This window comes from Pseudomonas frederiksbergensis (assembly GCF_900105495.1).
GTDB classification, from domain to species: domain Bacteria; phylum Pseudomonadota; class Gammaproteobacteria; order Pseudomonadales; family Pseudomonadaceae; genus Aquipseudomonas; species Aquipseudomonas frederiksbergensis.
On sequence record NZ_FNTF01000002.1, the window covers coordinates 5,331,399 to 5,344,214 of the forward strand.

Annotated in this window: 12 protein-coding genes; 6 read left to right on the forward strand and 6 right to left on the reverse strand. The window is 61.2% G+C overall.

The window, feature by feature from the left end; genetic code table 11:
* Positions 1 to 3: 3 nt before the first annotated feature.
* Complete coding sequence (locus BLW70_RS25080; protein ID WP_074878568.1) at positions 4 to 315, reverse strand: PepSY domain-containing protein; 312 nt, start codon at positions 313 to 315, stop codon at positions 4 to 6.
* Positions 315 to 623 carry a PepSY domain-containing protein gene (locus tag BLW70_RS25085; protein WP_074878570.1) on the reverse strand — a complete coding sequence of 103 codons (309 nt, stop codon included), beginning with the start codon at positions 621 to 623 and terminating at the stop codon, positions 315 to 317. Before BLW70_RS25085 ends, BLW70_RS25080 begins: the two co-directional genes overlap by 1 nt.
* A 274-nt stretch (positions 624 to 897) precedes the next feature.
* On the opposite strand from BLW70_RS25085, the gene BLW70_RS25090 reads away from it, so the two are divergent.
* The 5 genes from BLW70_RS25090 to codA all read left to right on the forward strand — a co-directional run bounded on the left by BLW70_RS25090 (position 898) and on the right by codA (position 6,182).
* Entirely contained in the window at positions 898 to 1,977 is a 1,080-nt protein-coding gene (locus BLW70_RS25090) for a hypothetical protein (protein WP_074878572.1), read from the forward strand.
* Positions 1,978 to 2,071: 94 nt separating this feature from the next.
* Positions 2,072 to 2,428, forward strand: coding sequence for a 6-carboxytetrahydropterin synthase QueD (gene queD / locus BLW70_RS25095; RefSeq protein ID WP_008152165.1), 357 nt, complete (start codon positions 2,072 to 2,074; stop codon positions 2,426 to 2,428).
* 128 nt (positions 2,429 to 2,556) lie between these two features.
* Positions 2,557 to 3,381, forward strand: a complete 825-nt coding sequence (locus tag BLW70_RS25100) for an alpha/beta fold hydrolase (protein WP_074878574.1) — start codon at positions 2,557 to 2,559, stop codon at positions 3,379 to 3,381.
* Between the two features lie 268 nt (positions 3,382 to 3,649).
* On the forward strand, positions 3,650 to 4,921 hold the full coding sequence (gene codB / locus BLW70_RS25110; protein ID WP_074878577.1) for a cytosine permease: 1,272 nt from the start codon (positions 3,650 to 3,652) through the stop codon (positions 4,919 to 4,921).
* A gap of 13 nt (positions 4,922 to 4,934) precedes the next feature.
* Entirely contained in the window at positions 4,935 to 6,182 is a 1,248-nt protein-coding gene (gene codA / locus BLW70_RS25115; RefSeq protein WP_074878579.1) for a cytosine deaminase, read from the forward strand.
* 58 nt (positions 6,183 to 6,240) lie between these two features.
* Here the strand turns inward: codA and BLW70_RS25120 are convergent, their stop codons facing one another.
* The gene (locus tag BLW70_RS25120) at positions 6,241 to 7,233 is read right to left on the reverse strand and encodes a diaminopimelate epimerase (protein ID WP_074878581.1); all 993 of its coding nucleotides are present in this window, start codon (positions 7,231 to 7,233) and stop codon (positions 6,241 to 6,243) included.
* Positions 7,234 to 7,500: 267 nt separating this feature from the next.
* Here BLW70_RS25120 and BLW70_RS25125 point away from each other — a divergent pair, with 267 nt between their 5' ends.
* Positions 7,501 to 8,652 carry an MFS transporter gene (locus BLW70_RS25125; protein ID WP_074878584.1) on the forward strand — a complete coding sequence of 384 codons (1,152 nt, stop codon included), beginning with the start codon at positions 7,501 to 7,503 and terminating at the stop codon, positions 8,650 to 8,652.
* A 111-nt stretch (positions 8,653 to 8,763) separates the two neighbouring features.
* Here the strand turns inward: BLW70_RS25125 and BLW70_RS25130 are convergent, their stop codons facing one another.
* The 3 genes from BLW70_RS25130 to BLW70_RS25140 all read right to left on the reverse strand — a co-directional run bounded on the left by BLW70_RS25130 (position 8,764) and on the right by BLW70_RS25140 (position 12,809).
* On the reverse strand, positions 8,764 to 11,187 hold the full coding sequence (locus tag BLW70_RS25130) for a TonB-dependent siderophore receptor (protein ID WP_074878586.1): 2,424 nt from the start codon (positions 11,185 to 11,187) through the stop codon (positions 8,764 to 8,766).
* Between the two features lie 97 nt (positions 11,188 to 11,284).
* On the reverse strand, positions 11,285 to 12,268 hold the full coding sequence (locus BLW70_RS25135) for a FecR family protein (protein ID WP_074878588.1): 984 nt from the start codon (positions 12,266 to 12,268) through the stop codon (positions 11,285 to 11,287).
* Between the two features lie 40 nt (positions 12,269 to 12,308).
* Entirely contained in the window at positions 12,309 to 12,809 is a 501-nt protein-coding gene (locus BLW70_RS25140) for a sigma-70 family RNA polymerase sigma factor (protein ID WP_074878590.1), read from the reverse strand.
* Positions 12,810 to 12,816: the final 7 nt, after the last annotated feature.

Here is a 12,816-nt window from a genome sequence, read left to right on the forward strand (position 1 = left end):
CGATCAATCTTCCTTGTCTTTCAGTAACTGGCCGGTAATGGCGTCGAGGTCCAGTTCGCGGACCACACCTTCGCTGGTCAGCAATTCGACTTCATAAATGTAGACGTCGTGTTTCTCTTCAAGCTCGGCTTCCAGCAATTTGGCCCCGGGATAGCGGTCCAGCGCTTGCTGCAACAGCTGCTCCAGCGGCAGGATCACGCCCTGTTGGCGCAGGCGCAGGGCCTCGTCCTGATCCAGGTCGCGAGCCATGACCACCGAGCAAAAAGCCAGAAGCACCAGGGCCATTCGACCTCTGGCGCATAGATTTACGTTCATTACGTATCCTGATGATCCTTGAGAACCTGCCCGCTGACGGCGTCCAATTCCAGATCCCACTCGATACCCTGAGGGTCACGCATTTCCACCTGATAGATGTACTTGCCGTACTCTTCTTCCAGCTCGGTTTCGGTGATGGTGGCACCCGGGTGTTTGGTCAGGGCGGTAGCGTTGAGTTTCTCGAAAGACACAATGGTACCAGCGTCGCGCAGTCTCAGGGCTTCGTCGGGTCCGAGGTCGCGAGCGTGGGCGATGCTGGCGGTCATGCCGATGATCGACGCGGTGAACAGGGCAGTCAGGGTTTTCATGGGGTGTCTCCGTGTTTTTTATGTGTTGCCTACGGAGTGCACCTTAACGGGGCGAACTTAACTGAAACTGAATTGCCATCATTAGTGATGACAACGCGACATCACCGGCATACACAAAACCCTGTAGGAGCGAGCCTGCTCGCGATAGCGGTGGGTCAGCCAATACTAATACCGACTGATACACCGCTATCGCGAGCAGGCTCGCTCCCACAGTGGGCTGGTGGCGTTGCCTGACCTGTTTATAATCCCCCGCTTGCCTGCATTCGAGACCGGTATGACCGCCATCCACATCAAGTTCCCCTCCCTGACCCTCAAGGCCGGTCCTCGCGCCTTGGCGCGCATCCGTGAAAACGGTTTGAGCGCCGCCGATGTCGGCACACTGCCGGGTGCCGCCGGTGGTCCCAAGGCGTTGGGGATTCAAGGCCTGGACCTGGCGTTGTTCGGCGAATGGCTGCCGTCGGCACCGCGAGAGCGCTCGTTGATCGGTGCGTCGGTGGGTTCCTGGCGCTTCGCCAGCGCGTGTCTGCCGGATGCCGCCGAAGGTATCCGCCGCCTCGGTCATCTCTACACCGAGCAGAACTTCGCCAAGGGCGTGACCATGGCGCAGATCAGCCAGAGCTCCCGGCGCATGCTCGATGAGCTACTCGACGGCCGCGATGCGTCGATTCTGGACAACGCCCATTACCGCCTGAACATCATGGTGGTCAAAAGCCACGGCCTGCTGGCCGACGATCATCGCGGCCGACTGGGGTTGGGCCTGTCATCGGTGATCGCCGACAACCTGCGCGGCCGGGCGCGCCTGTCGCGGCATTTCGAGCGGCTGATCATTCACGATCCGCGCCTGGCACCGCCGGTCAATGCACTCAACGACTTCCCCTCGCGCTTCGTTGCGCTGGAGGCCGGCAACCTGCGCCAGGCCTTGCTCGCGTCGGGCTCGATCCCGATGGTAATGGAAGGCGTACGTGATTTACCGGGTGCCGGTGCCGGGACGTTTCGCGATGGCGGTCTGCTGGACTATCACCTCGACCTGCCCTACAGCGGCAACGACATCGTGCTCTATCCGCATTTCACCGACCGGGTGATTCCCGGCTGGTTCGACAAGACCCTGCCGTGGCGCCGCGCGTGTCCTGCGCGCTTGCAGGATGTCTTGTTGCTGGCGCCGTCGAAGGATTACCTGGCGCGCCTGCCCTACGGCAAACTCCCGGACCGCAACGACTTCAAACGCTTCATGGGCGATGCCCCGAGCCGGCAGAAATACTGGCGCACGACGATGGATGAAAGCCGTCGCATGGGCGATGAGTTCCTCGAACTGGCTGCCAGCGGTCGCCTTGGGGAACGCTTGCTGACCCTTTAGTCAGTGTTTTCCCGCAACGCCAAACGCAAACTGTTAAACTCGCCGCCTGCCCACATCGCCACGGCGATCGCCACCTGACAGAGCTGAAATCACTTTGGAAATCTTCAAGGAATTTACCTTCGAATCCGCCCACCGCCTGCCCCACGTGCCGGAAGGCCACAAGTGCGGCCGCCTGCACGGTCACTCGTTCAAAGTGGCGATCCACCTGAGCGGCGACCTCGATCCGCACACGGGCTGGATCCGTGATTTCTCGGAAATCAAGGCGATCTTCAAGCCGCTCTATGAGCGCCTGGACCACAACTACCTGAATGACATTCCTGGCCTGGAAAACCCGACCAGTGAAGTGCTGGCCAAGTTCATCTGGAAGGAATTGAAGCCACTGCTGCCGGAACTCAGCGCGATCCGCATCCACGAGACGTGCACCAGCGGCTGCATCTATCACGGCGAGTAAACCGATCTAAACGCCGATAAAAATCCCACAGGGTAATACGTTTCGTCAGTGAATATAAAAACAGCCTTCATCGGCTGTTTTTTTATGCCTATGCTTTTTGGCTTCTCCACGCCAAGAGGACACCCCCAATGACTGACTGGCCGCTGCCTCAGACCTATCGCTTCAACGGGCGCTCCGTTCGTTACGCCGTAAGGGGCGACGGTCCGCCGTTGGTGTTCGTGCATGGCACGCCTTTTTCTTCTTACGTGTGGCACCGGATTGCGCCGCACTTCATCACCACCCATCGGGTGCATTACTTTGACCTGCTGGGTTATGGGCTATCGGAGAAAATCGAGGGCGATGTGTCGCTGGGCGTGCAGAACGACCTGCTGGCTCATTTGCTCGATCACTGGGGCCTGGAACGGCCAGACGTGGTCGCTCACGACTTCGGCGGCGCCACCGCTCTGCGTGCTCACCTGCTGAACGGCAAGGATTACCGCAGCCTGACGCTGATTGATCCGGTGGCGCTGACGCCCTGGGGTTCGCCGTTTGTGCAGCATGTGCGCCAGCATGAGGCGGCGTTCAGCGGCCTGCCCGATTACATTCAGCGGGTGATCGTGCCGGCCTATATACGCGGGGCAATCAAGCGCGAGATTCCTGATCATGAACTCGCGCCTTACGTGCAGCCGTGGCTCGGCGATCCGGGACAAGCGGCGTTCTATCGGCAGATCGCGCAGATGGACGAGCGCTATACCCGTGAGGTCGAAGGGCTGTACCCGACGATTCGTTGTCCGGTGCAGATTCTGTGGGGGGAAGACGATCAGTGGATTCCCATCGAGCGTGGGCAGGCGTTGCATCAGATGATCCCCGGGGCGCGATTTCAGGTGATTGCGAATGCCGGGCATCTGGTTCAGGAAGATGCGCCGGAAGCGATCGTCGCAGCGCTCCTTCGGTTCCTCCCTTCGGCTGATTGATGATGATCGTTCCCACGCTCTGCGTGGGAATGCAGCCCGGGACGCTCTGCGTCCCTGCCGAAGCGGACGCGGAGCGTCCATTGAGGCATTCCCACGCAGAGCGTGGGAACGATCAATGGCAGTGTTCCAACTTGCATCACTGCCGCACCGCTATCGAGCCTTCCTCAAGCCAAATCCCCCCGCTCGGCTATAAATAACTACACCACCGCACGCTTGGCACGACCACTGCAACACACCCCCGCGTCACTCATTCAGCAAGGAACGCCCCATGACGCAGAACGATCCCGGCAACGATTACCCCCTCAGCGAAGTCCCGATGCATGCCCGCAAGGGCCTGGCCTCAACGGCCATGGTCCTGCTGGGTTTCACCTTTTTTACCGCGACCATGTTTGCCGGCGGCAAGCTGGGTGTGGCGTTCAGCTTCGGCGAGATGATGGCGGTGATCGTCGTCGGCAACCTGCTGCTGGGGATTTACGCCGCCGGCCTGGGTTACATCGCCTTCAAGAGCGGTCTGAATTCGGTGCTGATGGGACGTTTTTGCTTCGGTGAAGTGGGCAGCAAGCTCAGCGATCTGATCCTCGGCTTTACCCAGATCGGCTGGTACGCCTGGGGCACCGCCACTGCCGCCGTGGTGCTGGGCAAGTATTTCGAATTGAGCGAGGGCACCGTTCTGGGGCTGATGGTGCTGTTCGGCCTGCTGTTTTGCGCGACCGCGTATGTCGGTTATCGCGGGCTGGAGATTCTGTCGTACATCGCCGTACCGGTGATGATGTTGCTGCTGATGCTGTCGATGTGGGTCGCCACGATGAAGGTCGGCGGGCTCGACGGTTTGCTCGCAGTAGTCCCGACGGGAACATTGGATTGGTCGACCGCGATTACCCTGGTGTTCGGCACCTTCGTCAGCGGTGCAACCCAGGCGACCAACTGGACGCGCTTCTCCCGCTCGGCACGCGTCGCGGTGCTGGCGAGCCTGATCGGCTTTTTCATCGGCAACGGCCTGATGGTATTGATCGGTGCTTATGGCGCCATCGTCTACCAGCAACCGGACGTGGTCGAAGTGTTGCTGTTGCAAGGCTTCGCCATGGCGGCGATGGCGATGTTGCTGCTCAATATCTGGAGCACCCAGGACAACACCATCTACAACTTCGCCGTCGCCGGTTGCAACCTGCTGCGCACCGGCCGTCGCAAAACCGTGACCCTGGCGGGCGCGGTGATCGGCACATTGCTGGCATTGCTGGGCATGTACGACCTGCTGGTGCCCTACCTGATTTTGCTGGGCACCGTGATTCCGCCGATTGGCGGCGTGATCATGGCGGACTTCTTCTACCGCTATCGTGGTCAATATCCACGTCTGGCCGACGCCCGGTTGCCGGCGTTCAACTGGTCTGGCTTGGCCGCTTACGCAGTCGGCACCGTGGCTGCGTTCAGTTCACCGTGGGTCGCGCCGCTGGTAGGGATTGCCGCAGCCGCGTTAACGTATGTAGTACTGACCGGCGTGCTGGGTGCCCGTACTGCCGACGCACCATTACAAGATCTATAAAAGGATTCACCTGATGCACATCATCAACGCCCGCCTGCGCAACCAAGATGGCCTGCATGAGTTGCACCTGGAAAACGGCCTGATCAGCAACATCGCCCGACAGACCGAAGCCCCGACCCTGGGGCCCGATGATCTGGACGCCGGCGGCAACCTGGTGGTGCCACCCTTCGTCGAGCCACACATCCACCTCGACGCCACACTCACCGCCGGCGAACCGCGCTGGAACATGAGCGGCACGCTGTTCGAAGGCATCGAGTGCTGGGGCGAGCGCAAGGTGACCATCACCGAAGAGGACACCAAAACCCGCGCGAAGAAAACCATCCAGACCCTCGCTGCCCACGGCATCCAGCACGTGCGCACCCACGTCGACGTCACCGACCCGCAGCTCACCGCGCTCAAGGCGATGCTCGAAGTGCGCGAGGAAAGCCGTCACCTGATCGACATGCAAATCGTTGCGTTCCCGCAGGAAGGCATAGAGTCATACCGCAACGGTCGGGACCTGATGGAAGAAGCGATCCGCATGGGCGCCGATGTGGTCGGCGGCATTCCGCATTTCGAGTACACCCGCGATCAAGGCGTGAGCTCAGTGAAATTCCTGATGGACCTGGCTGAGCGCACCGGTTGCCTGGTGGACGTGCATTGCGATGAAACCGACGACCCGCATTCACGCTTTCTTGAGGTGCTGGCTGAAGAAGCCCGCAGCCGCGACATGGGCTCGCGGGTCACCGCCAGCCACACCACGGCCATGGGCTCTTACGACAACGCTTACTGCGCCAAACTGTTTCGCCTGCTCGGGCATTCGGGGATCAGTTTTGTCTCCTGCCCCACCGAAAGCATTCACCTGCAAGGGCGCTTCGACAACTTCCCGAAACGCCGTGGCGTGACCCGAGTGAATGAGTTGCTGGAAGCGGGCATGAACGTGTGTTTCGGCCAGGATTCTATCGTCGATCCGTGGTATCCGCTGGGCAACGGCAATATCTTGCGGGTGCTCGAAGCCGGCCTGCACATCTGCCACATGCTCGGTTACCGCAACCTGCAAAGCGCGCTGGACCTGGTCACCGACAACAGTGCCAAAGCCATGAACCTGGGTGATCGTTATGGACTGGAACGCGGGCGGCCAGCGAATTTGCTGATTCTGTCGGCGGACAGCGATTACGAAGTGATCCGCAGCCAGGGCCTGCCGCTGTATTCGGTGCGCGATGGCAAGGTGTTGATGAAGCGGCAGATGCCGGTGGTCGAGTTCTTCGGCGATCAGAGCTGAGATTTGCGTTGGCTGGGCTGACGCCTTCGCGAGCAGGCTCGCGAAGGCAATCTTGAATTCAATCCATCAACCGCGCCGTGCCGAACAACCTGACCCGACTCAACTCACCCTGCTCTTCCTCCAGAAGAATCGGCGCCGTACCGCCAGGCATGACCACCTTCACCTCCCCGGCACTGACCCACCCCACCCGCCACGCCGCGCAAGCCACCGCACTGGCGCTGGTACCCGACGACGCTGTCGGCCCCTCTCCGCGCTCGAATACCCGCGCGACGACTCGCCCTTCAGACTCAAGCATCGCCCATTGCAGATTCACGCCAGCAGCACACGGCTCTCCTGTCCCGGCCGGCATGGCGTAAGCGATACGCGTCAGCCCTTCGGACAACTCCGGTTCGCGCATTTGCTCATTGCTTGGTAATGCATCGGCGCTCTCCAAAAGCGTCACGCAATGCGGATTGCCGATACGCACGAACTGGCTGCGCGACCAGGAGAAATCAAGCGCCGACAACGCCTGCACATGGCTGACATCGCGATCGTTCAACAGCACGTCATCAACCCCTTTTGCCCCCACCGCGTCAGGCCCGAATGAGGGTTTGCCCAAATCCAGCCAGAACCCTTTCACACCCTCGACCTCGGCCGGTTTCACCGAAGTACCCACTGGCGAAACCGCATCAGCCTTGTCGTGATGAACCCTGAGCAAACAAACCTCATCCCCAGGCAGCCGCCCTTGCTCACTCAGGGCCTGAGAGAAAATCGTCAGCCCGTTGCCACTGCGCTCGGCCAGAGTGCCGTCGGTGTTGACGATCAGCAGATCAAACGGTGGCGAGTCTTGAAATGGCCCGATCAGCAAGCCATCGCAACGATGATCCTTGCTACCCGGCGGTTGTGTACCGGGTGCCCAGCCACAAAAAGCCTCGATAGCCGAAACCGTCCATGCCGCGCGGGTTTGCGCAGCGCGACTGGCCTGCGCGGGTAAATCCATACCTGCCCGGCGCACGGCGTCAGGCGCCACAACCGCATAGATATTGCCTCGAGCATCGTAGAACGGCGTCATGGTTCGGTCCTGAAGTCAGCCAGAAAGTGCCTGAAAAATGCATCAACGCTATTTCAACCGTCAATCTTTCCCTTCATCGAATAAAGCCTGAGGGGGATGGTCCATATCGCCTCCAACCGGACATTGACGGCACTTGCGCTCGCGGCAGAGGGTCACGCTGTGCAACGATGGCGCCCTGCCTGACTGCCAATCCCGCGGACTGGATATCGAACCCTTACAGGTCGATCACTGTCCCTTGGGTACGCGACGCTTTTGCCAAGGATTGATATGACCAACCTCAACACCCAAACCGCATTTGTTCCCGGACGCCTGGAGCAGATGTCCACGCGCATCGCCTTTTTCATCGCCGGTTTCGGCATCGCTGCGTGGGCGCCGCTGGTGCCTTATGCCAAGGCTCGGGCCGGGCTGGATGAAGGGACGCTCGGTTTGCTGCTGTTGTGCCTGGGGGTGGGGTCGATTCTGGCGATGCCGTTGGCGGGTCTTCTGGCCACGCGTTTCGGTTGTCGCCGGGTGGTGAGCGCCGGGGTGTTGCTGATCTGCGCGGCCCTGCCGCTGCTGGCGACGGTGACGTCGATTCCGGCGTTGATTGCTGCGTTGTTCATGTTCGGCGCGGGCCTTGGCACGGTGGATTCGACGGTGAACCTGCAAGCAGTGATCGTCGAACGGGCCAGCGGCAAGACTATGATGTCGGGCTTCCATGGGCTGTTCAGCCTCGGCGGGATTGTGGGTGCGGCGGGCGTCAGCGCCCTGCTCGGCTTCGGGGTTTCACCGCTGGGAGCAACGCTGGTGGTGATCGTGATGCTGCTGATCGCCCTGGCCAAGGCCGCGCCGCACCTCTTGCCTTACGGCAGCGAAAGTTCGGGGCCGGCGTTTGCCGTTCCCCATGGCATCGTGCTGTTCATCGGCGGGATGTGTTTCATCGTGTTCCTCGCCGAAGGCGCGGCGCTCGACTGGAGCGCGGTGTTCCTGGCGCAGGAACGCGGGATCGACACCGCTTATGCAGGACTGGGTTACGCGGCGTTTGCGCTGACCATGACCGTCGGACGGTTGACCGGTGATTCGATCGTGCGTCGCCTCGGCGCCACGCGGGTGATTGTGTTCGGTGGGTTGACGGCCGCAGCGGGTCTGTTTGTAGCGACCTTCGCCCCGAGTTGGGAAGCGGCGCTGGTGGGTTATGCAATGTTGGGAGCGGGTTGTTCGAACATTGTGCCGGTGCTGTACACCGCCGTGGGCAAACAGACGGTGATGCCCGAAAGCGTCGCCGTACCGGCCATTACCACACTGGGTTATGCGGGGATTCTTGCGGGGCCTGCGTTGATCGGGTTTATCGCCCATGGCAGCAGTTTGAGTTTTGCCTTCGGGTTGATGGCGGTGTTGCTGGTGGCGGTGTCTATTGGCGGGAAGGTGTTGAAGGTCTAAAAGCATCGCGAGCAGGCTCACTCCCACAGGAATCGTCGGTGCACACACTGTCTGTGTTCGACGCCGATCAAGTGTGGGAGCGAGCCTGCTCGCGATGAAGTCACCTCGGTCTCAGAACCCGACGCTAGCCTGCACAAAGAACGTGCGCGGAGCGCCAACGTACATCCCCGAGTTGTTGTCGCTGGAACGGGTGAAGTACTGCTTGTCGAAAATGTTCTTCACCCCGGCACCGACTTTCAGGTTCGAAAGCGTCGCGCCGAAGTCATAACCGCCGCGTACGTTCCAGGTCACGTAGCCCGGGATGTCGCCGTACTGGCCGTCCGCAGTGCCTTCGGTGATGTAGTTGCCGCTGAAACTGCCATCAGCGTTCACCGCCACGCCCGGCGAACGCTGCTTGGACTGGGCAAACGCATCGAGGTTGTAGGTCCAGCGATTGATGTCGTAACGCAGGCCGGCCGTCGCCACCTGACGCGAATAGAACGGCAGGTCACGGCCCTTGAAGCCCGGGATCTCGCCTTCATAAACGGCGCGCGTGTAGGTGAAGCCGGCATTGGCGGTCAGGCCATCGAGCCGTGGGTCCAGCGCCGCCATGTCGTAATGCACCGAGGCTTCAAGACCCTGGTGCGTGGTCGCGCCGAGGTTGGTCCAGCCCGCATCGTTGCTGATGTATTGCAGCTCTTTATCGAAGTCGATGTAGAACAGCGTCACTTCCCCGCCCCACACATCATTGTTGTAGCGCGTGCCGACCTCGTAGGTCTTGGCCTTTTCCGGTTCCAGGCCATTGGCGGGTTCGTCACCCGAGCCACCCTGGCCGAGCTGGAAATACTGCAGGCTGCCGAACGAGGTTTCGTAGTTGGCAAACAGCTTCCACTCCTCCGACACGTGATACATCACGCTCAGGGCCGGCAGTGGCTCGTTGCTTTCGATGCTGCGGTTCTTTTCCGGCACCGGTCTGCCGGCGGTGTCGAGCACCGGGCGGTCGTGCCAGTCGGTGCTGATGTGTTCAAAGCGGATGCCGGGGGTGATGGTCCAGTTGCCGACGTCGATTTTGTTATCGACGTACACCGAGTTGGCTTCAGTGCCGCCGGTGCGGTCCTGATACACATGGCCGTCCGAGCTCCTGGTCGCGACCGGCTCGTTGTTGACCAGCGCCAGGCGGCTCGCCTCTTCGTGCATGCCTTCCTTGAGGTAGCGATAACCGACACTGACTTCCTGGGTGGTCGGGCCGACATCGAACACACGGGACACCCGCGGTTCAATCCCGAAGGTGTAGTAAGTACGCGGGAACGAGCCGAGGGTTTTCTGATCGCGAGCGGCGATGTTGCTGCCACGGAAGCTGTCGGAATAGTAAGTCAGCACTTCGGCCTGGGTGCGGTCGTCGATCTGCCGTACCCACTTGAACGAGACGTCCTTGCGGCGGCCGCTGAAGTTGTCGTTGTTGCGGTCGGACTGGTACGGATCGGCGTCGTACTGCGCCTGGGTCAGGCCGCCGGGCATGTCGGCGCTGGCGTCGTAGTAGTGAAAGTTGAGGCTGAAATCGTCGACATCGGTGGGTGCCCAGTGGGTCTTGAGGATCACGTCGTCGATGTCGTTGCCGTTGTTGCGTTCACGGTAACCGTTGCCGTTCACGCCCGAGTACAGCAGCGCCATGCCGATGCCGTTGTCCGCGGTGCCGCCGAGAAACGCTGTGTCGATGTGCTTCCAGCCACCGTGCTGGGAGGTTTCCAGGGTCGAGCCGATTTCACCGGTGGCTTTTTCCGGAATCGCGCGGGTAACGAAGTTGATCACGCCACCGACGTTCTGCGGCCCGTAACGCACGGAGCCGGCGCCACGAACCACGTCGATGCTGTCGAGGTTGCCGGAGGAAATCGGCGCCATGGACAATTGCGGTTGGCCGTACGGGGCAAACGCTGCCGGCACGCCGTCAATCAACACGGTGGAGCGTGGCGACAGGCGTGAAGTCAGGCCGCGCACCCCGACGTTCAGGGAGATGTCGCTGCCGCCGGTGCCGTTGGCGTCCTGCACTTGCACACCGGGCACGCGCTTCAGCACGTCGCCGACGTTCATTGCGCCTTGCTCGACCATCGCCTCACGGCGAATCACCGTGCGGGCGCCGGGATGGTTCTGCACCACGGCGGCATCGGCGTCACCGAGCCAGTTGCCGACCACCTTGATGTCGGTCACGCCCAGTTCCAAAGGGCCGTTGGCAGCCGAAGTCGGAGCCGGCATCAACGTGACCGAACCTTCGTCGATCTGGTATTGCAAGCCGCTGCCTTGCAGCAGTTGGCGCAGAGCTTCTTCCGGTGAGAGGTTGCCGTCCACCGCCGGGGCCTGTTTGCCGGCGACCAGCTCAGGGCTGAAGAACACCTGCAGCGAAGTTTGCTGGCCCAGTTCACTCAGGGCCTGACCCAAGGGTTGCGCCGGGATGCGGATCGCCTCGGCGGCAAAAGCCTGGGGCAGTGCCGCAGTGACAGCCAGGGCGAGAGCGAGGCGTAACCAAGGTGATTTATTGTTTTTAGCGGTGGATTTTTTCACGTCGAACGTAGTCCTGTGGATCGCAAGAGTGTGCGCCTGTTAATGCAAACCAGTTGCAGTTGGACAGGAAGACGATCAACTCGAAAAAAACCTGAATTTATTTTGAAATTATTTCCTGACTGCCGTCATCGAGGGTGCGCACGGCCACCGGCAGAATGCTCGGCAAGGCCTTGAGCAGTGCGTCGGTGTTGTCGGATTTGAACACGCTGGTCAGACGCAGATTGCCCACTTTGTCGTTGCCGACGGTGAGCGGCTTCTCTCGATAGCGCGAAACTTCCTCGGCGACGTCGCTGAGCCTGGCGTTGCTGAACACCAGTTTGCCGCTGCGCCAGGCGGTCAGCTCGGCAGGATTGACCGCGTAGGCAGCGGCCACTTTTCCTTGGGCATCGATGTGCGTGCCAAGACCGGCCGTGAGGCTGATGAAATCGCTGTCCGCCGCAGCGTGGCCCTGAACCTTGACGGTACCCTGCTCCACCACGACCCGGGTTTGGGCGGTGTCGCGGCGCACATCAAAACGGGTGCCGGTAACCGTGACCTTGCCGCTGCCCGCCTCGACCACAAAGGGCCGGCGGGCGTCGTGCTCGACGCTGAACATCGCTTCGCCCTGCGTCAGCTCGATACTGCGGCGGTCGTTCTCATAGCGCACCTCAACGCGGCTGCGGCTGTTCAAGTCGATCACCGAACCGTCCGGCAACGCCACATGACGTCGCTCGCCCAGGGCCGTGGAAAATTCGGCGGTGTAGATCGCCGGGTGATTCAAACCGCTGAACAACCCCAGGCCGAGCGCGACGGCCAACACGCTGGCCGCCACCGCATAACGCACCAGCGGACGACGCTTGCTGCGCACCGGCGGGGTTTCACACAAGGCTTGCAGACGCGCCGCCGGCAGCAAATCCGCTGCCGACCACAAGCCCTGGAGCAACTGGAATTCATCGCGATGCTGAGGGTGTTCGTCCAGCCAGGCTTCGAAATGCCGAGACTCTTCGACACTGATCGCAGGTTCCTGCAAACGCACAAACCACCGCGCCGCATCGTCGCGAACCGCTGTTTGCCCGCACGCACAATCACGAGTATCCATCATGGAAGTTCCTGTTTGGCTGGGGATGAAAAGGCACCGCCGATCATGGCTGCAATCCGTCAAGGCGGTCGCGCAGATGCCGCAGCGTGCGGATCATATACTTTTCCACCATGTTCTTGGACAGCCCCAGGCGTTCGGCGATTTCGGCCTGGGTCAGGCCTTCGATCTTCTGCCAGACAAACACTTTGCGGCAGTTGACCGGCAACTCGGTGAGCGCCCGTTCAATGGAGTCAGCCAACTGGATCGCCTGCATGAAATGCTCCGGGTCGCCGGACGACGACACACTGTGATCGATCGCCTCCGACTCCATGGCGCTCCGCCGATCCTCCCGCCGATAACCATCCACGGCGATGTTGCGCGCGGTCTGGTGCAAATACGCCCGAGGTTGTGCGACCGTCGCCGAATCGGACTCAAGCACCCTCACGAAGGTGTCGTGGGCCAGGTCCTCGGCCTGCTGACGATTTCTCAGGCGACGGGTCCAGGTCCCGACCAACTCTTCGTAATGCTCGAAAAAGCCGTGTCTGCGGGGCAGCTTGGGGGTCATTGCGATG